Source organism: Rhizobium sp. BK591, assembly GCF_014195045.1.
In the GTDB taxonomy this organism is placed as follows: Bacteria; Pseudomonadota; Alphaproteobacteria; order Rhizobiales; family Rhizobiaceae; genus Rhizobium; species Rhizobium anhuiense.
On record NZ_JACIAZ010000008.1, the window covers coordinates 105,779 to 130,737 of the forward strand.

Below are 24,959 nucleotides of genomic sequence, written 5' to 3' on the forward strand. Positions count from 1 at the left end.
TCTTGCGGGCAATGTCTGAGCTCAGACGCGGTGCCCCGCCGCAATGATCTTGCGCAGGAAGGTCTGCGTCCTCTCCTGCGTCGGATTGCGAAAGATGTCGCCCGGCTTGCCTTCCTCGACGATCTTGCCGCGGTCGAAGAACAGGACACGGTCGGCGAAATCATGGGCAAAGCCCATTTCATGGGTGACGAGAAGCATGGTCATATCGGTCTCGGACGCCAGCCGCCGCATGACGTTCAGCACCTCCTCGACCAGCTCCGGGTCGAGCGCCGAGGTCACCTCGTCGAACAGCATGATCTTCGGCGACAGCGCCAGCGCTCGGGCAATGGCAACGCGCTGCTTCTGCCCGCCGGAAAGCTGCGCCGGGACACTTCTCGCCTTGTCGGCCAGGCCGACCATGTCGAGAAGCTCCATAGCCCGTTTTTCGGCCTGCGGCCGCTTGATGCCCTTGGTCAGCATCGGCGCCAGCGTCACATTGTCGAGCACGCATTTGTGCGGGAACAGATTGAAATGTTGAAAGACCATGCCGATCTTTTCGCGCATGCGGTGCAGATGCCGCTCATCGGCCGGCACCAGCCCACTGCTGCCGGGCATATGGTAGAGCTGTTCGCCGTCGACCTCGATATGGCCGCCGCTGATCGTCTCCAGCGTCATCAGAATGCGCAGGATCGTCGTCTTGCCGGAGCCCGACGGCCCGATCAGCGCCAGCTTCTCGCCCGGCATGACATTCATCGACAGGCCGTCGAGTACGGTCAGTGGGCCGTATTTTTTGACGATGTTGTCGATGCGGATGATGGGCGGAAGCATTCATGTCTCTCCCTGTTGAGACAAGCAATGTCCTAACGATGACCGTCCATCAAAATCATGTCAATTCGTAAAATAATATCATGACAATTATTCTGCGAATGCCCAAACGCAAGGCAGTTGCGTCAGATCGCAAGCAGCAGCTCTTCCGGATTGCCTTGCGCCAATGAGGCGACGATCCCAAGCCCGGTCCGCAACTCGCTTTCCGTCGTCGAACCAAGCGAGATGCGCACAGCCGGCGTCCAGCCCTGATCGGTGGTATGGAAGGATTTGCCGGGCGCGATCGCCACCCCGCGCAGCCTTGCCTGCGATACGAACCCGTCCTCCGTATGATTGCCGGAGAGCGGCAGCCAGACGTGCAGGCTTTGCGGATGCGCCCGGTAGGGAAGCCCGGCCAACATCTCCGCCGCGATCGCGTGCCGGCTCAAAAGGGCACGGCGCTGCCAGTTGACGAGTTCCATTGCCGTGCCGTCGCTGACCCAGCGGGTGGCGATCTCGGCCATGGCAGGCGTCGCCATCCAGTTGGACACGAGATGCCGGTTGGCGACGGCGGCGACATAGCGGTCGGGCGCGGTGAGATAGCCGATCCGCAGACCCGGAACGGTGATCTTGGTGAAACTCGTGACGTACAGTGTCCGTTCCGGCGCAAAGGCTGCCATCGGCGGCGCGCGGTTCTCGACCATCGGGCCGAGAATGTCGTTTTCGATGATTGCGATATCATGTTTGGCGGCGACGGTGGCGAGCGCCTGCCTGCGCTCCGCGCTCATCAGCGCCGCCATCGGATTGATCACCGAGGGCTGCAGGAAAATTGCCCGGATCGGTCCCTTCCGACAGGCTTCATCCAGCGCCTCGGGGATCATGCCCTCCTCATCGATCGCCAGCCCTTCGAGATGCAGACCGAGATAGGTGGCGAGCGGAACCAGCGTATGGTGGCTGATCGCTTCGGTCGCAATCGTCGAGCCGGGCGGGGCAACGCTCATCAGCGCCACCGTCATGCCCGACGTCGCACCGTTCGTCAGGCTGATGTTCAGCGGCGATATCTCCAGCCCGCAGCGCGCCAGCCATTCCGTGGCGACGGTACGGTGGCGCGGAAACACCATGTTCGGCCTGAAGGAAAGGGCCGAACTGGAGGGCAGGTTTTCCGAAAGCCAGCCGAAGGCCTGCCGCAGCCTTTCCAGATGGATCTGCTCGCAGACCGGTTTCAGGATCGACAGATCGATCAGCTCGCCCAGCCGTTCCGGCAGGTAGGGCGGTTCCGGCTCGCGCGGGCGCGTCTGGACGAAGCTGCCGCGTCCAATCTCGCCTGATATCAGCCCCCGGCGGATCAGCTCGTCATAGGCGCGGCTGACCGTCTGCACCGAGAGATGCAGATCATCCGCCATCTTGCGGTGCGGCGGCAATTGCGTGCCGTCGGAGAGCTTGCCGTCAGTGATCGCGTTTGCGATCTGCTCGGCAATCGAGAGATAGGCCGGCCGGCGGAGTTGCGAGGGATCGGGGCGCCACTTTGTCATGATTTCAACACTGCTGAAAATCAGTTCAATTGACAATGCCAAAATGCGCTTCCATTGTCTTTTCCCTGCGTTTGAAATGATTTCTTTCTAAAGAAAGCACCATGAAGCTCGACGCCATCGACCTGCGCATTCTCGACGCCGTCCAGCGCGACGGCCGCATCACCAAGCTGGCGCTGGCCGAAAAGGCCGGACTGTCGCCGACGCCCTGCTGGATGCGGTTGCGCAAACTCGAAAAGGCCGGTGTTATCACCGGTTATCACGCACGCATCGCTCCGCGGCGCATCGCGCCGGTCGCCAGCGTGATGATGGAAGTGACGCTCGCCAATCATCGCCAGGCGGATTTCGAACGCTTCGAACGCGCCATCAGCGCAACCCCGGAGATCGTCGCCTGCTGGTCGGTCGGCGGCGGCGTCGATTACATCTTGAAGATCATCGCACCCGATATCGACGCCTATCAGCGGCTGGTCGACGGGCTTCTCGACCGCGAACTCGGCATCGACCGCTACTTCACCTACATCGTCACCAAGACGGTGAAGGACGAAACAGTCCTTCCGGTCTCTTCGTTCACTGCGGCCGGCGAAGAGACCGCGTCGTAGACAATCTCTCTGCCAGGCCGCCGTTCTTTAGACCATCTCTCTCTTTTTGCATCCGCCAACAGACAATCTCTCGCCAGCTCCCGTGGAAGACTGACGTCAACCGCCACGAGGAGATTGGACATGAGCGCTGTTTTTGCCCGCCCCGCCTACCATGACGCGCTGGCTCGGCTCGCAGACCGTCATCTCCTGCGCGATCTGGCCTATGTCGGCGGCCGATGGGTCGCCGGCAAATCAGGGAAAAGCTTCGAGGTCACCGATCCCGCCTCGTCGGCGACGCTGGCCTGGGTGGCAAGCCTTGGCGCAAACGAGACGGCGGTGGCAATCGATGCAGCGTCGCAAGCTTTCGCCGCCTGGCGCGCAATGCTGCCGCAGAGCCGCGCGGCGATCCTGCGCAAATGGTTTGAGCTGATGCTCGCGGCCAGGGAGGATCTGGCCCTGATCATGACGCTCGAACAGGGCAAACCGCTCGCGGAATCACGCGGCGAGATCGATTACGCCGCCTCCTTCGTCGAATGGTATGCCGAGGAAGGCAAGCGGCTGAACGCCGAGAGCGTCACCAGCCACCTGCCCGACGCGGAAATGATCGTTCGCCGCGAGGCGCTCGGCGTCGTCGGCATCGTCACGCCCTGGAATTTTCCCTCTGCCATGCTCACCCGAAAGGCTGCGGCCGCGCTCGCCGCCGGTTGCACGGTCGTTGCTCACCCCTCCTCCGAGACGCCGCTTTCAGCACTTGCCCTTGCCGAGCTCGGCGAACGCGCCGGTATTCCGGCCGGCGTCTTCAATGTCGTCACCGGCCACGCCGCAACGATCGTCGGGCGGATGTGCGCCGACATCCGCCTGCGTGCCATGAGCTTCACTGGCTCCACCGGCATCGGACGTCTGATCGCCGCCCAGTGCGCGCCGACCCTGAAGCGGCTGGTGATGGAACTCGGCGGCCACGCCCCGCTGATCATCTTCGATGACGCCGACATATCAAAGGCGGTCGAGATCGCCGTCAACGCCAAGTTTGCCACGTCAGGCCAGGATTGCCTCGCCGCCAACCGCATTTTCGTCCAGCGGCGCATCGCCGATGCCTTCACCAAAGCCTTTGCAGACCGCATTGCCGAACTGAAGCTCGGTGCGGGGCTCGAGGATGGCGCCGAGATCGGGCCGCTGATGCATGAACGCGCCGTCGCCAAGGTCGAGGAGCAGGTCTCCGACGCGCTGGCGCGTGGCGCACAGCTGGTCACCGGCGGCAAACGCCACAAGACGGGCCGGCTCTTTTACGAGCCGACGCTGCTGACCGATGTGCCGGCGGATGCGCTGGTCATGCGCGAGGAGACCTTCGGGCCGGTGGCGGCGGTTGCCACCTTCGACACGGAGGAAGAGGTCATCGCCCGCGCCAACGATACCGAATATGGTCTCGTCGCCTATGCCGTCACGGAAAATGGCGCCCGCCAGCTGCGGCTCGGCCGCGCGCTGGAATACGGCATGGTGGCGATCAACCGCGTCAAGATCACCGGCGGGCCCATTCCCTTCGGCGGCTGGAAGCAGTCCGGCCTCGGCCGCGAGGGCTCCCGCCACGGGCTCGAGGCCTTCACCGAGCTCAAATATCTCTGCATCGACACGGCCGCCTGAGCCGCTCCATTTCAAGAAAGAGGCTACGACATGCTCGACAGAAGCAACGAACTCAACGCCTGGGACCGCGATCATTTCTTCCACCCATCGACCCATATGGGCGCGCATGCCCGCGGCGAGACGCCGACCCGTGTCATCGCCGGCGGCGAAGGCGTCTACATCACCGACACGACGGGCCGCAAAAGCCTCGACGCCTTTGCCGGCCTTTATTGCGTCAATGTCGGCTACGGCCGCCAGAAGATCGCCGACGCGATCGCCGAGCAGGCGAAGAACCTCGCCTATTACCACGCCTATGTCGGCCACGGCACGGAAGCTTCGATTACGCTGTCGAAGATGATCATCGACCGCGCGCCCGCCGGCATGAGCCGCGTCTATTTCGGTCTGTCGGGCTCGGATGCCAACGAAACCAACATCAAGCTCATCTGGTACTACAACAACATCCTCGGCCGTCCGGACAAGAAGAAGATCATCTCGCGTTGGCGCGGTTATCACGGCTCCGGCGTCATGACCGGCAGCCTCACCGGCCTGGCGCTCTTTCACAACGCCTTCGACCTGCCGCGCGCACCGGTGCTGCACACCGAAGCGCCCTATTATTTCCGCCGCCCTGACCGGTCGATGAGCGAAGAGCAGTTCTCGCAATATTGCGCCGACAAGCTCGAGGAGATGATCATCGCCGAGGGTCCGGAAACGATCGCCGCCTTCATCGGCGAACCCATCCTCGGCACCGGCGGCATCGTGCCGCCGCCGAACGGCTACTGGCAGAAGATCCAGGCCGTGCTCGACAAATATGACATCCTGCTCGTCGCGGATGAAGTGGTCACCGGCTTCGGCCGTCTCGGCACGATGTTCGGCTCGGACCATTACGGCATGAAGCCGGACCTGATCACCATCGCCAAGGGGCTGACCTCGGCCTACGCTCCCCTTTCGGGCACGATCGTCTCGAACAAGATGTGGCAAGTCCTGATACAGGGGTCCGATCAACTGGGGGCGATCGGTCACGGCTGGACCTATTCCGCCCATCCGATCTGTGCTGCGGCAGGCATTGCCAATCTCGAACTGATCGACGAACTCGGCATTGTCGAGAATGCCGGCACGACCGGCGCCTATTTCCGTTCGGAACTGGAAAAGGCGGTCGGCGGCCACCGCAACGTCGGCGAAGTCCGCGGTGACGGGCTGATGGCGGCCATCGAATTCGTCGAGGACAAGGACGACAGCACGTTCTTCGATGCCGGCCGCAAGATCGGCCCTCAGGTCGCATCCGCCCTGCTCGAACGCGGCGTCATCGGCCGCGCCATGCCGCAAGGCGATATCCTCGGCTTCGCCCCGCCGCTTTGCCTGACGCGCGAGGAGGCCGACATTGTGGTCAAGGCCGCAGCGGACGCCATCGAAACTGTCTTCAAGAATATCTGAGGAGCAGATCGGTATGACGATCCCCGAAAAGATGGCAGCCGTCTTGCTCACCGACCATGGCGGTCTGGACAAGCTCGTCTATGACAGGGACGTGCCCGTCCCGACGCCCGCCGATGGCGAGGTTCTGATCCGTGTCACGGCCTGCGGCATGAACAATACCGACGTCTGGGTCCGCCAGGGCGCCTACGGCACAGAGGACGATCCATCGGCGGTCTCCACGTGGCGCAGGCAAGGCAACACGCTGACGTTTCCACGCATCCAGGGCACCGATACGGTCGGTCATATCGTCGCCGTCGGCGCCGGCGTTGATCCCAAACGTATCGGTGAACGCGTCATGGTCGACTTTTCGATCTACAACCGGGACGACGACAGCCTCGCCGACATCGATTACATGGGCCATGGCCGCGACGGCGGTTATGCCGAATATATGGCGCTGCCGGCTGAGAATGCCCATGTCGTCGCAACCGATCTGACCGACATCGAACTCGCCACTTTCTGCTGCGCCTATCTGACTGGCGAGCGCATGCTGGAACGGGCAAGGCTGTCGGCCGGCGAAAGCGTGCTCGTGACCGGCGCTTCAGGCGGCGTCGGCTCGGCGATCATCCAGCTCGCGCGCGCTCGCGGCGCGATCCCGATCGCCGTCGCAGGTCCCGGCAAGGAGGCGGCGATGCTCGATATCGGCGCCGAGGCGGTGGTGACCCGCGGCAAGGGCGACCTGGTCGAAGCCGTCCATGCCGCCAGCCACGGCCAGCCGATCGATGTGGTCGCCGATCTCGTCGGCGGACCGCTGTTCAACGACCTGCTGAAGATCCTGCGTCCAGAAGGCCGCTACTCGACGGCTGGCGCCATCGCCGGCCCGGTCGTCCAGCTCGATTTGCGGACCATGTATCTGAAGCAGCTGGAACTGCATGGCTCGAGCCAGGGCAGCCGCGCCGACTTCCGTCGGATCGTCGGCTATATCGAAAGCCGGAAAATCCGGCCTCTCGTCGGCGGCGTCTATCCACTGTCGGAATTCCATCGCGCGCAGACCGATTTCATGGCGAAGAACTTCGTCGGCAAACTGGTCGTGGTTCCCGACGAGAGATGATCCTTGCTTTCGCGGGCGAACCTTATCGGGTTTGCAGCGTTTCACGGCAATGGAAAATCATGATGGCGCCGGCCCTTCGTTGCGTCGGACTATTTCGCGGCGATGCGACCAAATCGCTCCCACGCCCCCACTCGAGGGGGCGGAGCGATCGCGCGCGCCAAAAGGCTGCTGATGCCAGCTTCCGCCAGCGCGAAACACCTGACGTCTATCGAACTTGGACGAATTCGGCGCGCTGTCAGCATAGCGCGGCTGATGGATACCGCAGTCCGATTGCCTGTCATCGGCGTGCGTATCGGCGCGGACTCAATTCTCGGCCTTATCCCGGCCGTCGGCGACATTGCCGGATCCCTGATCGGCCTTTTCATCATCGATGAGGCGAGACGCCTCGGTATTCCCACCCATAAGCTCGCCCGTATGGCCGTCAATCTGGGGATCGACGCCGCCGGCGGAACGGTTCCCCTGATCGGCGATCTCTTCGACGTCTATTTCAAGTCTCATCGCCGAAACGTGGGTATCATCCTCGACCACTTTGGGATTAGCGAAGACGAGCTTAACCGGCGAGTCTGACGGCCGACGTCCCTTTGCAACTTCCCCTTCGAGGAATTTGTGCGAGCTGTCGGCGCTGGTTCCAACGAGGCCGCGCAGCCGGTGCTGTCGCCTTAAGACGACGAGCAACCAGCAAAAGTGGGCACTAGCTCGGCGCCTTCGCTTACAGTTCAGCCAGAACGCCTGCCGTCTTCACTGCGTGATCAAGAACGAATTGCAGCTTGGCGGCGTGGCCGAAACCAGGCTCATCCGGCTGCCCCTTTTGCACGGCATTTGCAAATCGCTGGAAATTGGTGATGACCGGTTCGACCTCGATCTTACGCCAGATTGCCTTGTCGGCATCGGGACCTTCACAGGCCCTGAGCGTCGAACCTTCCGGCGTGTGCACCACCTCCAGCGCGCCCTTGTCTCCATGCAGGCGCAGGCGCAATTCGTTCAGATGACCAGTCGCCCAGCGCGTTGCGTGGATGACACCGGCGGCACCGTTTTCGAGTTCAGCCATCATCAGGAAACTGTCATTTGCATCGAGCTCGTACTCCCCGATCCGATTTCCGGGGCTCTTGTCGAACACCTTGAGATGCGATGCGGCTGCCTTGACGTCACTTCCGGCGGCAAAAACCGCGAAGTCGAGAATATGAATACCGACATCGCCCAGCACGCCATTGGATCCGTGCTTTGTCGACAGCCGCCACAGCCATTGCGATTCCTTGGTCCAGTCGCCCCACGCCTTTGAGACCAGCCAGCTCTGGAGATAGGACGCTTCGAAGTGGCGGATCGCGCCGAGGCGTCCGTCCAGCACCATCTTGCGCGCTGCTTGCAGCGGCGCAACATTGCGATAGGTAAGGTTTACCATCGCAACCTTGCCGGACGCAGCAGCAGCGTCGGCCATCTCTTTAGCTTCGCGGTAGTTAACCGCCAGCGGCTTCTCGCAGAGGACATGCTTGCCGGCGCCGAGTATCTTCATTGTCGTGGAATAATGCGCGCGATCCGGCGTGACATTGGTCACGGCGTCAAACTCTCCCCAGGCAAGGGCGTCATCAAGTGACGTGAAAGTAAGTGGGATATCATGCCTGAGCGCAAAGGCCCGCAGCCGGACCTCGTCCGTATCGACAGCAGCAACAATTTTTACGTCGGCGATTTCGGAAAAATTCATGGCATGGGTGTTTGCCCATCCTCCGGTTCCGAGAATGATCAAGCGCATTTTGTCCTCATAGTCGTTTATCGAAATCATCAGCACCAAACCGTCGTCTTTCACGAGCGCCAGATGGTCTTGCCAAATGGTGAGCGACGGCTGTCAGCTCAGCGTTTTCCCGGGCCGAACGCACGCGTGGCGTCCGCGCCCAAGGAAGGTGTTTCAGGTCCTCAGCGGTAACCGGCTTCGCCGGCTTGGTGTAGTTTCGGGCCGCGTTCGACGATCGGCTCCAGTGCTTTTTCTACCGGCACATTTGGAGCGTCGGTGATACCCGTCAACGAGCCCTCAGGGTTATAGGCCCACTTCACGCCGTTGATCAGCACCTTCTGGACATTGACGTCGTGATAGGTCGGATAGGTCTCGTGGCCGGGGCGGAAATAGAAGATGTTGCCGGCGCCACGGCGCCAGGTCAGGCCCGAGCGGAACACTTCGCCGCCCTGGAACCAGGAGATGAACACCGTTTCGAGCGGTTCCGGCACCGAAAACTGCTCGCCGTACATTTCTTCGTTCTCGAGTTCAAAATGTTCGCCGATGCCGGCGGCGATCGGATGGCGCTGATTGATCGTCCACAGACGCTCGCGCTCACCCGCCTCGCGCCATTTCAGCGCGCAGGGTGTGCCCATCAGCCGCTTGAAGATCTTGGAGAAATGGCCGGAATGCAGCACGAGCAGCCCCATGCCTTCCCAGACGCGCTTGGCGACACGCTCGACGACGACATCGGAGACGGCGCCGTGATCCTTGTGGCCCCACCAGGTCAAGACATCGGTTTCGGCAAGGCGGGCTTCGCTGAGGCCGTGTTCCGGCTCCTGCAGCGTCGCCGTCGTCGCCGAGATGCTGGGGTCGGTATTCAGCGCGTTGGCGATCGTCGTGTGCATGCCTTCGGGATAGATGCCCCGGACGATGGCATTGGTATTCTCGTGGATATTCTCTCCCCACACAACGGTGCGAATGGTCACGTCGTTCTCTCCTTATAGTTAAAAAACGGATCGAGTCCTGGGAAGAACATCGACCTTGGGAACATCAGGCAGCCCGAATGGAGGCTCGCTCAAGCGAACGGCCCGACCGGTCGAAACGGTGGATGTGGCCGGCAAGCGGCGTAAGGCCAAGCGTTTGGCCGGGCGCATGGCGGGAGACTCCGGCTTCCCGCACGATGAGCGGCTCATCCGCCCCGATATCCACATAGACGAAGCTATCGGAGCCGAGGATTTCTGAATGGATGACCGTGCCGCTCCAAACGGGCGACTCGGGCGTGATGCGAACATGCTCGGCGCGCACGCCAATCGTATGGCTATCATAGGCTTGCGCCAGTTCGCCCGAGAGGAAATTCATTTTCGGCGAACCGATGAAGCCGGCAACGAAGACCGAATTTGGGCTTTCGTAAAGTTCCAGCGGCGTGCCGATCTGCTCGACGACGCCGTCCCTCAGCACGCAGATCCGATCGGCGAGTGTCATGGCCTCGACCTGGTCATGGGTCACATAGACCATCGTCGTGTTGTTCATGCTGCGATGAAGCTTCGCAATTTCCAGCCTCGTCGCGACTCGAAGCGCCGCATCGAGGTTGGACAGCGGCTCGTCGAAGAGAAAGACCTTGGGATCGCGTACGATCGCCCGGCCGATTGCGACGCGCTGACGCTGCCCGCCGGAAAGCTGTCGCGGCAAGCGGTCTAAGTAGGGTGAGAGCTGCAGCATACCGGCGGCCTGTTCGACACGCTGGCGGCATTCGCCTCTGGTGCTCCCGGAAAGTTTCATGCCGAAAGCCATGTTGTCGAAGACCGTCATATGCGGGTAGAGCGCGTAGGACTGGAACACCATGGCGATCCCTCTCTTCGACGGCGCGTGCTGGTTCACCGTCTTGTTGTCGAAGGAGAGGGTTCCCGAGGTGATGTCCTCGAGCCCGGAGATAAGCCGCAGCAGCGTGGACTTGCCACATCCCGACGGCCCCACGAACACCATGAACTCGCCCCGGCGGATGTCCATCGTCACGCCTTTGATCACCTCGAAAGCGCCGAAGCTCTTGCGGATATTCTCCAGTCGGATTTCTGCCATGTCCTACTCCCTCAACCCTTGACGCCGCCGGCGGTCAGCCCCGAAATGATCCGGCGCTGGAATATCAAAACAAGCACGACAACCGGCACGGTGACGATCACTGAAGCCGCCATGATGTTGCCCCAGGGGATCTCGAATTCGCTGTTGCCCGAAAGCAGGGCGATCGCAACCGGGACGGTTCGCTGCGTATCCGACGATGTGAACGTCAGCGCAAAAAGAAACTCGTTCCAGGCGGTGATGAAGGCGAGCAGTCCGGTCGTCACCAGCGCCGGCCACATCAACGGCATGAACACCTGGGTGATGATGACCCAAGGTGAAGCGCCATCGACGATCGCCGCCTCTTCGATCTCGATCGGCAATTCGCGCATGAAGGTCGTCAGCACCCAGACGGTGAAGGGGAGCGTGAAGATCATGTAGGAAAAGATCAGCGCGAAGGGCGTGTTGAAGATGCCGATCCAGCGGATGAGTTCGAAGAGGCCCGCAAGAACGGCAATCTGCGGAAACATCGACACCGAGAGGATGGTCAACATCAACAGTGCCCGCCCGCGGAAGTGTACCCGGGCCAAAGCGAACGAAGCGGTGATCGAAAGTAGCAGCGATGCTGAAACCACGACGCAGGCGATCATCGCGGAATTCGCCAGACTGCGGACGAAACCGCCCTGGCCCATCACGGACGTGTAGTTGCCGAAGGAGATCGAGGTCGGCCAATAATCGACTTTGAAAAGGGCCGTGCCGGTCTTCAGGCTCGTGAGGATCGCATAGTAGAACGGAAATACCGCAATGATGACGATGATTGTGACGAGCAGGTAGAAAAGCGTATTCTTGACGATCGAAAGCAGCATCAACGTTCCTCCCCGCCGAGCTTGACGCGACCGAGCCAGATATAAAGGACGGTTACGGAGGCAATGATGAGGAAAAGCACCGTTGACGCGGTGGCGCCGTAGGCGAACTTGTCGAAGTCGAACAGGTTCTCGCGCGCCATGACCGACATGGTCTTCGTCTGCGCATTGTTGGGCGTCAGAACATAGATCAGGTCGAAGATGCGCATCGCATCCAGCATCCGGAAGATCACGGCAACCATGATTGCCGGTCGGATCAGCGGCAGCGTCAGACGCCAGAAAACCTTGACCGGATTGACGCCGTCGATCTTGGCAGCCTCATAAATGTCTCCCGGAACCATCTGTAGTCCCGCAAGAATCAGAAGCGCCATGAAGGGCGTCGTCTTCCAGACATCGACGATCAGCACTGCGATCATCGCCGTTTCCGGATTGGCGGTCCAGGCAATCTTCTCACTGATAAGACCGAAGCCGAGCAAAATATCGTTCAGGATGCCGAACTGATCATTGAGCATCCAGGCCCACATCTTTGCTGAGACGATGGTTGGGATCGCCCAAGGAATGAGGATTGCGGCCCGTACGATCCCACGCCCGACGAACCGTGCGTTCAGCACCAAGGCGACGATCAGTCCGAGCACGGTCTCGATTACCACCGAAAGGACGGTAAACTTGGCAGTGTTCCAGACGGCGTTCCACCAGACCGGATCGGCAAGCAGTCCGCGATAGACGGTCCTTCCGCTCTTCAGCGTCACCCACGACAAATAATTGTCAAAGCCGACGAACTGCGCATCGCCAAGGTCGTTCAGCGACGCATTCGTAAAACTGAAATAGATCGTTCTGAACAGCGGCCAGCCAGCGACGATTGCCAAGATCAACAGCGTCGGCGCCAGAAACATCCATGCCGATCGGATGCGCTCGGACCGCAGCTCCGTGGAGGATCTGAAATGGGAAACCCTGGGCTTGACTGCTTGTGGAACTACGATTTCGCTCATGCAACGACTATCCCTCGCTAGCTCGTCCGAAGACCGGACCGGCGGCCTGACAGCCGCCGGTCGGAATACTCACCAAGCGTCGCCCTTGAGGGTCGTTAGGTCGGCTTCGAGAAGCTCGAGGTTCTCGGCAGCTGAGCCGCTGCCTGACAAGGTATTGTGCACTGCAGTCCAGAACTTCGAGGACACCTCGTTGTATTTCACCTTGGCCGTCGCCGAAGGGCGTGGCACCGCGTCCTGGAAAATGGGTTTCCAGTTCGGCATGAAGGGCTGCGCGGCAGCAACATCCTTGTCGTCATAAAGATCCGTCAGGGTCGGCAAATTGGACAGTTCGATGGCACGTGCCTTTTGAACGTCCTTCGACGCCAGGAATTTTACGAGCGCGATGGCTGCGTCCTGCTTTTCGGAATATTTCGAAACCGCCAGGTTCCAGCCGCCGAGTGTCGAAGACGGCTTATCGCCGACGGCCGCAACCGGTAGCGTCATCACGTCGAACTTGCCCTTCACCGCGCTGTCGGCACCGTTTCCGAGAGAATAGGCATACGGCCAGTTGCGCATGAAGACGGCGTTGCCGGTCTGCCAGACGCCGCGCGATTCTTCTTCCTGATATGCGAGCACCCCTGGCGGCGAGATCGTGCCGATCCAGCCCTTGGCCCGCTCGAGCGCTGCTGCCGCCTTCTCGTTATTGATCGAGATGGTCCCGTCCGGCTCGACGATCTGGCCGCCGCCGGACGACTTCACCCATTCCAGTCCGTTGCAGGTCAGCCCTTCGTAGGAATTGCCCTGGAAGACGTAGCCCCAGAGGTCCTTCTGTCCGGCCTGGCGTTCTTTATCCTGAACCTCTTTGGCTGTCGCAGCCATCTCGTCCCAAGTCTTCGGCGGCTGTTTTCCATATTTCTCTAGCAGGTCCTTTCGGTAAAACAGCGCCGGAGCATCGGTAAACAACGGCAACGCCACAAGCCGGCCATTGACAGTCTGAGACGCGATGATCGACGGGAAGAACTGGCCGACCACGTCCTTGGCTGCCTCCTTCAGATCGACGAACTGCTCGGCAAGCTGCGGCGCCCAGATGACATCGGTCTGATAAACATCGACGTCCTTGTTTCCAGCAGCAAGCCACAGGCGATATTGGGAAAACTGCTCGCTGCTCGATGACGGCATGGTGACGAGCTTGACATGATTGCCGGTATTCTTCTCAAAAATTGCAAGCTGCTTGTGAAGGAATTCGACGTTTTTGCCGGTGGTATTTGCGGCAAACGAAATTTCAGCGGCACAGACAGAGCCGGCAGCGATGGCGACGCTGAGTGCGGACAAGGCTAAAGCAAACTTTTTCATGATCTCCTCCCAGAAATTGAAATCGATTTGGCAACCAGACCATTGCAGAAGGCCGCAGAGGCGTCAAGCCATTACGATTGTCGATCTTCAGTTGTATTATGATGGGAAAATGCCATATATACAGCGATTAGAGGTACTTCTTGACCTCGCGAGCAAAGATTCAATGTCAAGAAATTGAAATCGATTTCAATTTTTGCCGGATTGGCACTTGCCCGTTGCGCATCGCCAACGCTTCGTCCATTGATTGCCGGGACAAAGAAGACATTCGATGAAACTTCGTGAATTTGCAAAGCAGCTTGGGCTCTCACCGACGACGGTCAGCCGTGCGCTCAGCGGCTATCCCGAGGTGAGCGAGGCCACGCGCGCCCGGGTTGCGGGCGAAGCAATGCGGCTTGGCTATCGCCCCGATATCAATGCCGTGCGGCTAAAGACCGGGAGAGCCGGGGCGATAGGCGTCATGATGGGGCGTTCGGGAGAAATCCATTTCGCTGAATTCATATCGGGGATGGCGCAGCGCTTGGAAACGGCCGATACCGATATTCTCATCACGCCTATTACCGCGCACAATGATGACGACGAAATGCAGGCCTACCGACGCCTGGTCGAAAGTCGCCGAGTGGATGCAGTGATCATTCATTCGCCGCGCCCCAAGGACCCGCGGATCGAGTTGCTGAACAGCTTGGGCCTGCCTTTCCTGGTTCACGGCCGCTCGGAGACCGAGCACGTTCACGCGTGGCTCGATATCGATAATGAAAATGCCGTGCGTAGAGCCACCGAACACCTGTTCGATCTCGGGCACCGGCGCATTGCCATGATCAACGGCCTGCGGGGCAAGACGTATTCGATCCATCGCGAACATGGTTTTCGGATTGCCCATCAGGAGCGTGGGCTCGTCGTCGATCCCAACCTGATGGTCTGCGATAAATTCTCCGACGAGAGCGGCTTTCGTCATGCCCGCTCTTTTCTGGAGAGCGCGAATGCGCCGACCGCCATCGTTGCCGGTTCCACGATGACAGCGCTTGGTGTCTACCGTGCCGTCCGTTCGCTTGGGATGACGGTGGGTCGGGATGTGTCGGTCATCGCCCATGACGACGTCTTCCCTTATCTGACGGCAGAAAGCATGGTACCGTCACTCTCGACAACCCGATCGTCCATGCGTGCCGCGGGCACGCGATGCGCTGAGCTAACGCTACAGCTTATCGCTGGACGTGCCGTGGATGAGGTTCACGAATTGTGGCCAGTCGAACTGATCCTGAGGGAAAGTACCACCCCGCCGCCCTGACGGAGAGCAACCTCTCGATACGGAAAGGCTCTAAAGCTGATCGATCGCAGGTACCTTGCCGGTCAGAAACGCCAGAGCCGCTGCGCCGACGAGGCCCGAGTTCTGATCCAATGCTGCCAGCATCACCTTGACATCTTTGAATGCCGGCATTGCCGATTGTGTGATGTAGCCTTGAATGCCGGGTTGGAGCCGGTCGAACTCGTGGGAAAGCCCGCCTCCCATCACAATGATATCCGGACTGAAAATGTGGATCAGGCTGGTGAAGCCTCGGCCGAGAATTTCCGCTTCTTCGTCAACCAGTTGATTTGCCAGACGATCGCCATTTCTCGCGGCTGCGAAGATGCTGCGGCTGTCGATGACACCGCCATCGCTGCCTATCGTCGTCCCGCTCGATTCCATCGCCCTTATTTGAGCGCGTCGTGCAAAAGCCGGTCCGGATCCGTAGGCCTCGAAGCAGCCCCTGTTGCCGCAAGGGCAGAGCTCTCCATTCGGCACGACCGACATGTGCCCGACATGGGCGGCCATGCCCTTGCGGCCGCGCACCACGCGACCGTCCGAAATAACGCCGCCGCCAATGCCGGTGCTGACGGTGACATAGACGAGATTATCAAATCCCTTGCCAATTCCGAACTGCCACTCGCCGATGGCAGCGGCAATAGCATCATTCTCGAGGTCGACTGCAAACGGGAACCGCTTCTGCAACTCCGCCTTCAGCGGAAAGTCGACAAAGCCCGGGAGGGTCGGGATATCGGTGGCGACGCCCGTGACCGTATCGAGCGGGCCTGGAGCGGATACTCCGACGCCCACCACCGAAGCCGGGTTCGATGCCGCGAGCAGTCCATCGGCCAGGCCACAAATCTGGGCGAGCACGCGGTCGGGGCCCGCCAGCGCATCCGTTGGTTCGGCTGCGCGCGCCAGAATCCTGCCGTGCTCATCGACAAGGGCAGCGCGGACCTGCGTCCCACCGAGGTCGATTCCAATGGCAACCTGCTGCATGTGAAGACCATGAGTTAGAGTGCGCGGAGCCATGCCATACGCTCGTCGAGCGATGGCGCATTGAAAGCCAGGGAGCCGAGAACGACCGTCTCCGCACCTGACTGGCGCAGGAGAGGCACGGTGTGCTCGCGAATACCGCCGTCGGCCGCAAGCACGATCCGATGCGCCGCACCGCAGCCGGCGATGATCTGCTTGGCCTGTTGCAGCCGGGCGCCGGCCTTTTCGTCGAGGCCCTGGCCCTTCACGCCGATCGCCGTGCCGAGCAATGTCACGAAACTCAGCCGGGAAACATATCTTTCGACCCGCTCGACGGGGGTATCTACCTTGAGAACCATGCCGGCTGCGACACCGCGACGGTCGAGAAGATCGAGAGCCTGGTCGGCGACGCTTTCATTTTCAACGTGAAGACTGATCAGGTCGCTGCCCGCATCGGCGAATTGCTCGATCTGCGACAGGATGATGCTGTCGGCGACCATCAGGTGAACATGGATCGGGCGCGCGGAGACTTTGCGCACCCCGGCAACGAGGTCGGGGAAAAACAACATGGCCGGCGCGAAATGGCCATCGGCGACATCGATATGCAGAATGTCGACGTGAGGATCGACACGCGCGAGATCATCCGCCAAATGCACGAGATCGGCCGACCAGACGGAGAATTCCGCGATCAGGCGATCCTTCGGAAGGTCTTCGATCCAGGTCCTGGAGGGGGTCGTCATTGTTTCAGAGCTCCTTCAGATAATTGCTCATGGCAAGCCGGAAGTCCGCGACATATTGCGGACGGCTCTCAGTCTTCGGGGTGATCTGCGCGAAGCGCGCGCCGGCAATCCGCTCGGCAAGCGCGCGCGCATAGGCGAGAGGATGAATGCTGTCCCGCTCATGGCCGATGACGAGCGTCGGCGTAGTGAGACCGCGGACTTCCTCTTCGGTCACATCAGGACCGTCATTTGAGATCCTGGTGAGCAGTTCGGCGGTCACATCCAAAGGCGTGCGGGAGAAAAAACCGGCAAGCGAGGCCAGATTGTCCGGCGCCTCGGCGGCGAGCCGCAGGCCCACCGGCCCGGCCAGGAATGCGGCCTTTGCCTCGCCCGGCGGCAGAGTTTTCACAAGCCGCCCGACTTCAGCATTGGGCGCCATATTCTCCGGCGCCGACGCCGTCAGCCAGGCCGGCCTTGCAATGATCAGAGCCTTGACAAGATCGGGCCGTTTGACTGCGAGCCGCAAGGCGATCGCAGCCCCCATCGAGATGCCGCCGATCACGACCGGCCATGCGAGGTTTTTCTCGATATAGGCGGCGATATCATCGCAGAAGGTCGCGATCGACATTTGCTCCGGATTGCCGGCTTGGGACTGGCCGTGGCCGCGCGCTTCGATCGTCACCCGGCGGAAACCCATGTCGGGCGGAAAGACCTCATCGGTCTGCGCCGCATCTCCGCATAGGCCATGCTGGAAGATGACGGACACGCCCTCGCCCGCCGTATCCACATTGAGAATGGTCCCGTCGCTGGTTTCGAACGGTTGACCTCGTCTCATCTTCCTGCCTCCGCAGAATTACCGTCGAGGCTATTCTTCAGGAAGGCCGCCACACCGGCCGCCTCCGAGGCCGAAAGACCATGCGTGACGAGACTGCCGTCAAAACCGATCGCCTTGAGACGGCCGAGATAATGCCCATAGTCGAGGACACCCTTGCCGGCGGTCGCGAAACGACCGTCAGGATTGCGGTCTTTCGCATGCGCCATGACGATCCGATCGGCCAGGAGGTCGATGGCGGAAGACACGATGCGCCGCTGCTCATCCAGCGTCGCGACCTCGAAGAGATTGGCCGGATCGAGCACGATCTTGATGCGGGGGCTCGTCAGTGCCGTGATCAGCCGATCGGCTTTCTCAGCCGAGTTGACGACATTGGCAAGCTCGGGCTCGATGCCGAGGTCCACATCATAGCGCTCGGCAATCTCGATGGCCGTCTCCATGGCTTCGAGGAGATCCCGCCACGCCTCCGGCGTGTCGTTGTCGGCGTGGGCCTTCCACTGGTCGATGGGGTCGCGCGTGCCGGTGCAGAGCGTAATCAGGTCGGTCGACATGCCGGCGCAACGCTCGGCCAATGTCGCCAGATTGCGAAGGCCGGCCTCGCGCACGGCGGGATCCGGATGGATCATGTTAAAGGTGCCGGAAACGGCAACGATCTCGACGCCGCTGCTCAGCGCAGCGTCGGCGACCGAGCGGGCCTGGGCTTGCGTGATGATCTCCGGCATCGGCGGAAGGCCAGAACAGGCCATATTGTATTGGGTGCAGGTGAACCCGGCCGCAGCGACCGAATTCAAAACGGTCAAGGGCTCCGTTCCCTCGAAGGTCTTTGCGAAGATCCCGAGCTTCATCACACGCCGCCCGTGACGTCAGCCAGCGCAACCGCCTTGCCGCTTTCGGCCGAACGCGCGACGGCGACCATGGCTCGTACGGATGCCACGCCATCATCGATGTCAGCGCCTTCCATCACCGCGCCGTCCAGAATGGTGCGGGCGAAGCCTTCGACCTGGCGGCGGTAGAAATGGCCGTCGGCGCCGAGAACGCGATGGGTGGCGCCGTCCGCTTCGCGGAAAATGTCCACCTCGCTGCTCTTGTAGTACCATGGGTTATAAGTCTTGCCCAAAATGCTGCCATTTCGGCCATAGATCTGGAAGCCTTCGTGCCAGTCCATGCGCACCTGGACGGTGAGATCGAGATGGCCGAGCGTGCCGGAGGCAAATTCCACGTCCACGAACCAGCACCAGATGCCCGCGCGCTCGGACAGGCGCGCGTTGACGGAAACGATGTCGCCGGCGAAATAACGTGCGGTGTCGATCAGATGGCAGCCGTGCGCAAGCATGTAGTAGCGCCGCAGGTCGGCTTTCGGATTGGCCGAGGGCTTTTTCGCATTGGCGCTGGTGACGATCAGGGGCTGGACCGCATCGGTCATCGGATAGCGGTGCGTGCTGTCGCAATACCAGGCTTTCAGAGCGACCATCTCGCCCATTTCATCGCGGATGAAGGATTTGGCAGCCTGGAGCCCCGCGTCGAAACGCTTCATGTGCCCGACCTGAAACACCTTTCCCGACGTCTCGACAGCGGCCTTCAGTTCAAGGCATTCCTCAATGGTGACACCGACGGGTTTCTCGCACAGGACATGCTTGCCCGCCTGAAGAGCGCGAATGGAGGCCGGGACGTGAAACGCATCGGCGGTGGCGATGATCACGGCATCGAGGTCGGGATCGGCCAGCATCCTGTCGTAGTCGTCATAGGTTTTTTCCGCTCCGTGGGTGATTGCCATACGTTCGCGGAGATCCTCGGCAACGTCGCAAATCGCATAGAGGTCGGCATTGGCCGCCTTGGTGCAGCTCTCGAAGTGCGCGGCCTGGGCAATCTGGCCCGCTCCCAATACGCCGATGCGGAGACGTCGTTCCTGTTTTGCTGGCATCGATGAGCCCTTCTTTCGCTCGTCACTTCAGAGCGCCATATGCGTTTGAGGATGGAAAAAGTGTAGTTTCGCCGGGTCGATTGCCAGATCGATCGATTGACCTGTCTCGACCGCACTGACCGCTTCGAACCGCGCGACGGCGTTGGCGGCCCCGCTCAGGTCTTCGACGGCATCGGGATCGCCCGAGTCGATCCGGACCGCGTCGATCTTCAAATGCACGATCAGCTCGGAGCCGAGCTCCTCGATCGACTTCACGACCACCGGGATCGTCGGATACGAAGCACCGGACGGCAACCGGCTGTCATAGAGATCCTCAGGCCTGACTCCAAAGATCACGGAATTTCCCTCGAAGGCGGAAAGACCGGGCGCGCGTTCGAAGGCGCCGTCGGTCAAGGGAATGGAGAAGCCCGGCAGATGAATTCGCCGGCCTTCCAGACGCCCCTCGAACAGGTTCATCGATGGCGAGCCGATAAAACCGGCGACAAAGGCGTTGACCGGGCGGTGATACAAAGCCTTGGGCGTATCCACCTGCTGAAGCACGCCGCCCTTCAGCACCGCGACCCGATCGCCCATGGTCAGCGCTTCGGTCTGGTCATGCGTCACGTAGATCGTCGTCACGCCCAGCTGTCGCTGCAGGCTGGCGATCTCCGCCCGCATCTGCACGCGCAGCTTCGCATCGAGGTTCGAGAGCGGTTCGTCCATGAGGAATGCCGCCGGCTCGCGGACCATGGCGCGGCCCATCGCAACACGCTGGCGCTGGCCGCCGGAAAGCTGTGCGGGCTTGTTGCCCAACAAGGCTTCCAGCTGCAGGATCTTGGCGATCTCATGCACGCGCTTGGTGCGTTCGGCCTTGCTCTTTCCGGCCAGCTTCATCGAGAAAGCGATGTTGTCGAACACGGTCATGTGCGGGTAAAGCGCATAGCTTTGAAAGACCATGGCAATGTCCCGGTCCTTGGGCGCGAGATCCACCACGTCCTGGCCGCCGATGCTCAGGGTTCCGCTGCTGATTTCCTCGAGCCCGGCAATCATGCGCAGCGCAGTCGATTTTCCGCATCCGGACGGACCGACCAGGATCAGAAACTCGCCGTCATGGATCGTCAGGCTCAGATCCTTGATCGCATGGTAGCTGTTGCCATAGGTCTTGCAGATTTTGTCCAGTACAACCACGGCCACGTCTCGTCCTCCCGTACCAGTCGGATCACATCTTCAGACGGCGCTCCCCGCCGTCTCCGATCCTTTCGACAAGAAGGCTCAGGACTGCGCCTCAAAGTCAACAAAAGAATCGAGGTATGACTCGCCAGAAAGTGCCGATAATTCGGTATATATATCTGAAAAATATATCTATTTATGATGTTTAGTTGCGAGATTTTATTTTTTATCGCGCGTAATTTTTATGGCCGTGCTGCAGGTGTTGAGATCTCGCCGTGCGATCAATTATCCACCAGAGAGGTTTCACTCGACCGATCGGCCAGCGTCGACATCAGGCACCCCGCGCTCATTCCCGGCATTGGGGCAAAGCGAGCGGCACCGGCGCATTCTCCGCCGCCATCCATGCCAGGCATGTCCGGTTGTCCGGCAGGCCCCGGCGCCCTCCCCGTGCGGTCACGGAAATGGCGGCAGCCGCCGTAGCATAGGCAACGCAATCCAGCGGGCTTTTCCCTTCCGCGAGGGCAAGAGCGTAGGCCCCGTGAAAACAGTCCCCGGCGCCTGTGGTATCGACCGCTTGTACTGGATAAGCCGGCACATGCCACCGGACGGCATCGCCACTCTGGCGGAGGTAGGTCCCCCGTTCGCCATCAGTGAGGACAACAGCGGACCGATCCGCAGACCAGAGCTTGTCCAGGATCATCGTCGGATCACGCTTGCCGGTATATTCCTGCCCGAAGGCGAGCGGCAGCACCAGATGGTCAGCGAAAGCCAATATCCGATCCGTCGTGGCACCGACCGTCCATTCGATATCGGCAATCACGGCTAGGCCCAAGGCACGTGCGCGGGCCACGACGCTTTCCGAGTGCGTGGCATAACCGTCGATCAGCAGCACCGGGGCCTGCAGCAGAACATCGTCGGGCAGCGCATCCGACGTGCCGTGCAGCACATCGTCGTCATAGGCAATGAACCGGTCGCCGTCGGGACCGACCGTGATCACGGAGCGGATCGGAGCGGCATCCGCATGGCGGGGAGCCAGCGATATGTCGACGCCGTCACGCTCGAGTTCGCTGCCGGCCACATCAGTCGCGGGCTCATCGCCGAGCCAGCCGATGAAGCCGGCGCGCCCGCCCAGCCGGGCGACGGCAACAAGGGCCGTCGCCACGTTGCCGCCATGGTCGGTGGCGCGTTTCGTCACCTTCCCCTTGCCGGCCGTCAGCCCCCGATCGACATAGATGATGTCATCGATTGCCAGGGCGCCGAAGCCCAGAACCTGGAAAGGGCGCGACACGCCTCAAGCACCGGCCGCCGCCAGCGCGTCCTCTGGCGCCATCCCCTTATGAATGACGAGCTTGAAGGCGCGCGCGGCCATGGTCGTATCGCCATGACCCCAAAGGTTGCGACCGACAACCGCGCCTTTGGCGCCAGCGCGCAACGCTTCGGAAGTCTGGACGAGCGCTCCGAGCAGCGTATCGGTCTTCGGGCCGCCGGCGATCACCACCGGAATCGGGCAGGTCGCAACGGTCTCCCTGAAGGACTCGAAATCGCCGGTATAGCCGACCTTGATCACGTCGACGCCGGCCTCGAAGCCGATGCGCACCGCATAGGCAATCTCATCCGGCGTGAACACGATCTTGCCGCCGTCGGAGAAATCACGGGGATAGACATGGGCGACGACCGGCATCTCGAAACGGGCGGCGGCGTTGACCGTATCGGTGAGCCAGCGGATATACTCTCCTTCGGTGGCGCCGCGCACGGGAATGGCGACCGCCAGAGCGTCCGCACCATAGCGCACGGCATCCTCCGGGGTGGCAATGAGCTGGCGAATGCGGTCGTCGGCGGTGAAGCAACCGCCCTGAATGACGAGCGCTGCCTTTCCGGCATATTCCGACCAGAGGTGACGCGCCGCACCAGGCTGGATGCTGATGTAGTCCGGCCCCCCCGCCATGACGCGCCGGAGCGCGCCCGGCAGGTCGGCAAGCCCGCCCTCACGCACATTGCCATAACCGACAAAATGATCGACGGCGCCTCCGAACAAATGACCCGAGGGGTTCGAGAACAGGCGTGCGAGGCGGACTTTGGTTCCGAGACCCATGGCGAGACTTCCCTTTGTGATGGCTGGTTTTTCAATTGTTGGAGAACCTAACTCGAAAACAAACAAACATTCAATATTTCGATTTCTTTCGTTTTTACGTGGCGAGGGAATTTTTGACGTGCATTTTCGTCGTTCAACGGCTAGTTTTGCAGCAGAAGCCGTGAGCTGAGAGCTCATGCTTTCGTTTTTCAAAAGTCAGATAGTCGCAAAAAGCGACAGTCGGGATCACATATGCTTGCAGAACAGAGGCGGCAGCAGATCATGCTGGAACTTCAGCGGGTGGGTCAGGCACGCACCCGCCAGCTGGCTGAATTCTTCGAGGTCTCGGAAGTGACGATCCGCTCCGATCTCGAAATCATGGACGCGAAGAAGCAGCTGATCAAAACGCATGGCGGCGCGATCGCCCTGCCGTCCGACTCGCCGGCGGCGGCCTTCGAGGAACGCATGCAGCGCAATTTCGATGCGAAACGGCGTATCGCCCAGATGGCTGCGCGGCAGATCATCGACAACCAGTCGATCGTCTTCGACAGCGGCTCGACGCTGCTGCAGGTTGCCATGCAGATGCCGCCGGTCAACAACGTCGTGGTTGCGACGACGGCGATGAACATCGCACAACATCTGATGTACCGGCCAGGGCTCGACGTGCACATGATCGGCGGCCGCGTGTTTCCGAGCACCGTGAGCACGATCGTTTCGGACTCCGACAAGGCGGTCGGTGGCCTCGTCGCCCACCAGGCCTTTGTCGGCGCCCACGCGATCGATCAGGCCTTCGATGTCGTCGACGTCTCCGAGGACATCGCCCGGACCAAGCGCAACCTGGTTCGCATGGCCCGGCGTGTCGTCCTCGTGGCGGATTCGAGCAAATTCGACATCGGCGCCTCCTCGAAAGCCTTCTCGCTGTCGCGTGTCGATCTGATCATCACCGACAGCAACATGCCGCACAGCATCCGCCACCGGCTGGACAAGCTCGGCGTGGAGGTCCGCTACGCGTGACCTGCCGTCCACCTCTTCGCTGCGTAAGAACGCCAGCAGAGACTTGGGCTCCGATCGACGGTTCAGGCCGACAGCGGGGAAAACGAGGCCGGCTAAAATCCGAGACGTCGAAGCGTCTCGCGGTTCACGCGAACCGCCGCGGCGGGATCGGTTCCGGCGTGGTCCGATTCTTCCTCGACCACGATCCAGCCGGTAAACTTCGGCGCATCCCGAACGGCCGAAATCACGGCAGGCACGTCGCAGACGCCGTCGCCCAGCATCTCCCAGACGCCACCGGCGTCGACATCCTTCAGATGCACGTAGCGGATACGCTCCCAATAGGCCGCCAGCGTATCGCCGATCTGCTGGCCGCCACGCAGGATATGGCCGGTATCAGGCACCCAGCCCGCGCGCGAATCCAAGAGAGCAAACAGGCGGTCATAGTCCTCGCGGGTGAAGAGGAGCGTGTTGTGGTGCGAGGAAGGATGGACGGCAACGGCGACACCGGCCGACTGCCCAATCTCGGTCGCACGATTGTAGCACTCGGCCGCAATGGCGAACTTCTCATCGCGCGGGCCATCCGAAACGACCGTCGCCGATCCCATCGAGACCATCGCACCGGGAAAGTTCGCCGCGAAATCGACCCATCGCCGCGCCGTGTCGAGATCGGAGGCAATCTTTTCCGCCACCGTGAAGCCGCTGGCGGAGCCGAAGGCAAAGGAAACCAGCGTCAAACCGGCGTCTGTCAGAGTACGGGCAAAATCGGCAGGATTGAGCGCGTAGTGACCGATCATCGTGTCGGTGATTTCGATGCCGGTATATCCGCCATCGGCGACGGCGCGCACCAGATCGTCCGGGCCGCCGCTCCAGCCTGCGCCGAGCATCTCCCAGGTGAATGTCTGGCAGCCGATCTGCAGCTCAGCATTTTTCATATCTTGGTCCTGACCTATCTATTGATAACAGCCGATACCGAAGTCCTCGGGCCATTTCGCCTCGCCGGCCGAAAGCCCTTCCGCAGGGAGTGCGGATCGAAAACCGGAAGGGCGGCTCT

The 24,959-nt window shown here is 61.1% G+C and carries 24 protein-coding genes; 7 read left to right on the forward strand and 17 right to left on the reverse strand.

What is annotated here, in order from left to right:
- Positions 1-21: 21 nt before the first annotated feature.
- Positions 22-807 (reverse strand): ectoine/hydroxyectoine ABC transporter ATP-binding protein EhuA, encoded by a 786-nt coding sequence (ehuA, locus tag FHX10_RS29285; protein ID WP_047619687.1) that lies wholly within the window; start codon positions 805-807, stop codon positions 22-24.
- Positions 808-929: 122 nt separating this feature from the next.
- Positions 930-2,315, reverse strand: coding sequence for a PLP-dependent aminotransferase family protein (locus FHX10_RS29290; protein ID WP_063473764.1), 1,386 nt, complete (start codon positions 2,313-2,315; stop codon positions 930-932).
- A 101-nt stretch (positions 2,316-2,416) separates the two neighbouring features.
- On the opposite strand from FHX10_RS29290, the gene FHX10_RS29295 reads away from it, so the two are divergent.
- The 5 genes from FHX10_RS29295 (at position 2,417) to FHX10_RS29315 (ending at position 7,592) form a co-directional block, all read left to right on the forward strand.
- The gene (locus FHX10_RS29295) at positions 2,417-2,911 is read left to right on the forward strand and encodes an Lrp/AsnC family transcriptional regulator (RefSeq protein WP_063473700.1); all 495 of its coding nucleotides are present in this window, start codon (positions 2,417-2,419) and stop codon (positions 2,909-2,911) included.
- A gap of 120 nt (positions 2,912-3,031) precedes the next feature.
- A complete protein-coding gene (locus FHX10_RS29300) occupies positions 3,032-4,528 on the forward strand; it encodes an NAD-dependent succinate-semialdehyde dehydrogenase (RefSeq protein ID WP_097596210.1) in 1,497 nt (498 codons plus the stop codon).
- Between the two features lie 30 nt (positions 4,529-4,558).
- Positions 4,559-5,938: an aspartate aminotransferase family protein gene (locus tag FHX10_RS29305; RefSeq protein WP_097596209.1), complete on the forward strand. Its 1,380-nt coding sequence runs from the start codon at positions 4,559-4,561 to the stop codon at positions 5,936-5,938.
- Between the two features lie 13 nt (positions 5,939-5,951).
- On the forward strand, positions 5,952-7,025 hold the full coding sequence (locus tag FHX10_RS29310; protein ID WP_097545043.1) for an alcohol dehydrogenase family protein: 1,074 nt from the start codon (positions 5,952-5,954) through the stop codon (positions 7,023-7,025).
- Positions 7,026-7,196: 171 nt separating this feature from the next.
- Positions 7,197-7,592 carry a DUF4112 domain-containing protein gene (locus FHX10_RS29315; protein ID WP_028758816.1) on the forward strand — a complete coding sequence of 132 codons (396 nt, stop codon included), beginning with the start codon at positions 7,197-7,199 and terminating at the stop codon, positions 7,590-7,592.
- Between the two features lie 142 nt (positions 7,593-7,734).
- Here FHX10_RS29315 and FHX10_RS29320 read toward each other — a convergent pair whose 3' ends face one another.
- From FHX10_RS29320 to FHX10_RS29345, 6 genes are all read right to left on the reverse strand, one after another.
- Positions 7,735-8,772: a Gfo/Idh/MocA family protein gene (locus FHX10_RS29320; RefSeq protein ID WP_047619775.1), complete on the reverse strand. Its 1,038-nt coding sequence runs from the start codon at positions 8,770-8,772 to the stop codon at positions 7,735-7,737.
- Positions 8,773-8,933: 161 nt separating this feature from the next.
- Positions 8,934-9,719 (reverse strand): ThuA domain-containing protein, encoded by a 786-nt coding sequence (locus FHX10_RS29325; protein ID WP_132575455.1) that lies wholly within the window; start codon positions 9,717-9,719, stop codon positions 8,934-8,936.
- A gap of 64 nt (positions 9,720-9,783) precedes the next feature.
- A complete protein-coding gene (locus tag FHX10_RS29330; RefSeq protein ID WP_047618987.1) occupies positions 9,784-10,809 on the reverse strand; it encodes an ABC transporter ATP-binding protein in 1,026 nt (341 codons plus the stop codon).
- A gap of 11 nt (positions 10,810-10,820) precedes the next feature.
- A complete protein-coding gene (locus FHX10_RS29335; RefSeq protein WP_047618991.1) occupies positions 10,821-11,651 on the reverse strand; it encodes a carbohydrate ABC transporter permease in 831 nt (276 codons plus the stop codon).
- On the reverse strand, positions 11,651-12,637 hold the full coding sequence (locus FHX10_RS29340) for a carbohydrate ABC transporter permease (protein ID WP_097596090.1): 987 nt from the start codon (positions 12,635-12,637) through the stop codon (positions 11,651-11,653). The genes FHX10_RS29335 and FHX10_RS29340 overlap by 1 nt, the downstream gene beginning before the upstream one ends.
- A 69-nt stretch (positions 12,638-12,706) precedes the next feature.
- A complete protein-coding gene (locus tag FHX10_RS29345; RefSeq protein ID WP_097596091.1) occupies positions 12,707-13,969 on the reverse strand; it encodes an ABC transporter substrate-binding protein in 1,263 nt (420 codons plus the stop codon).
- A 268-nt stretch (positions 13,970-14,237) separates the two neighbouring features.
- On the opposite strand from FHX10_RS29345, the gene FHX10_RS29350 reads away from it, so the two are divergent.
- Entirely contained in the window at positions 14,238-15,251 is a 1,014-nt protein-coding gene (locus FHX10_RS29350; RefSeq protein WP_028758610.1) for a substrate-binding domain-containing protein, read from the forward strand.
- A gap of 30 nt (positions 15,252-15,281) precedes the next feature.
- Here FHX10_RS29350 and FHX10_RS29355 read toward each other — a convergent pair whose 3' ends face one another.
- The 8 genes from FHX10_RS29355 to FHX10_RS29390 form a co-directional block, all read right to left on the reverse strand.
- Positions 15,282-16,247 carry an ROK family protein gene (locus tag FHX10_RS29355; protein WP_097596092.1) on the reverse strand — a complete coding sequence of 322 codons (966 nt, stop codon included), beginning with the start codon at positions 16,245-16,247 and terminating at the stop codon, positions 15,282-15,284.
- A gap of 14 nt (positions 16,248-16,261) precedes the next feature.
- On the reverse strand, positions 16,262-16,963 hold the full coding sequence (locus FHX10_RS29360) for a ribulose-phosphate 3-epimerase (RefSeq protein ID WP_097596093.1): 702 nt from the start codon (positions 16,961-16,963) through the stop codon (positions 16,262-16,264).
- Positions 16,964-16,967: 4 nt separating this feature from the next.
- The gene (locus tag FHX10_RS29365) at positions 16,968-17,777 is read right to left on the reverse strand and encodes an alpha/beta fold hydrolase (protein ID WP_097543801.1); all 810 of its coding nucleotides are present in this window, start codon (positions 17,775-17,777) and stop codon (positions 16,968-16,970) included.
- Positions 17,774-18,619, reverse strand: a complete 846-nt coding sequence (locus tag FHX10_RS29370) for a sugar phosphate isomerase/epimerase family protein (RefSeq protein WP_063473709.1) — start codon at positions 18,617-18,619, stop codon at positions 17,774-17,776. Before FHX10_RS29370 ends, FHX10_RS29365 begins: the two co-directional genes overlap by 4 nt.
- Positions 18,619-19,695, reverse strand: coding sequence for a Gfo/Idh/MocA family protein (locus FHX10_RS29375; protein WP_097596094.1), 1,077 nt, complete (start codon positions 19,693-19,695; stop codon positions 18,619-18,621). The genes FHX10_RS29370 and FHX10_RS29375 overlap by 1 nt, the downstream gene beginning before the upstream one ends.
- Before the next feature lie 27 nt (positions 19,696-19,722).
- Positions 19,723-20,868, reverse strand: coding sequence for an ABC transporter ATP-binding protein (locus tag FHX10_RS29380; RefSeq protein WP_063473711.1), 1,146 nt, complete (start codon positions 20,866-20,868; stop codon positions 19,723-19,725).
- Positions 20,869-21,190: 322 nt separating this feature from the next.
- Positions 21,191-22,132 (reverse strand): PfkB family carbohydrate kinase, encoded by a 942-nt coding sequence (locus FHX10_RS29385; protein ID WP_047619006.1) that lies wholly within the window; start codon positions 22,130-22,132, stop codon positions 21,191-21,193.
- Between the two features lie 3 nt (positions 22,133-22,135).
- A complete protein-coding gene (locus FHX10_RS29390) occupies positions 22,136-22,936 on the reverse strand; it encodes a class I fructose-bisphosphate aldolase (protein ID WP_063473712.1) in 801 nt (266 codons plus the stop codon).
- 231 nt (positions 22,937-23,167) lie between these two features.
- Here FHX10_RS29390 and FHX10_RS29395 point away from each other — a divergent pair, with 231 nt between their 5' ends.
- Positions 23,168-23,929, forward strand: coding sequence for a DeoR/GlpR family DNA-binding transcription regulator (locus tag FHX10_RS29395; protein WP_028758619.1), 762 nt, complete (start codon positions 23,168-23,170; stop codon positions 23,927-23,929).
- Between the two features lie 92 nt (positions 23,930-24,021).
- Here the strand turns inward: FHX10_RS29395 and FHX10_RS29400 are convergent, their stop codons facing one another.
- On the reverse strand, positions 24,022-24,840 hold the full coding sequence (locus FHX10_RS29400) for a sugar phosphate isomerase/epimerase family protein (protein ID WP_184390647.1): 819 nt from the start codon (positions 24,838-24,840) through the stop codon (positions 24,022-24,024).
- Positions 24,841-24,959: the final 119 nt, after the last annotated feature.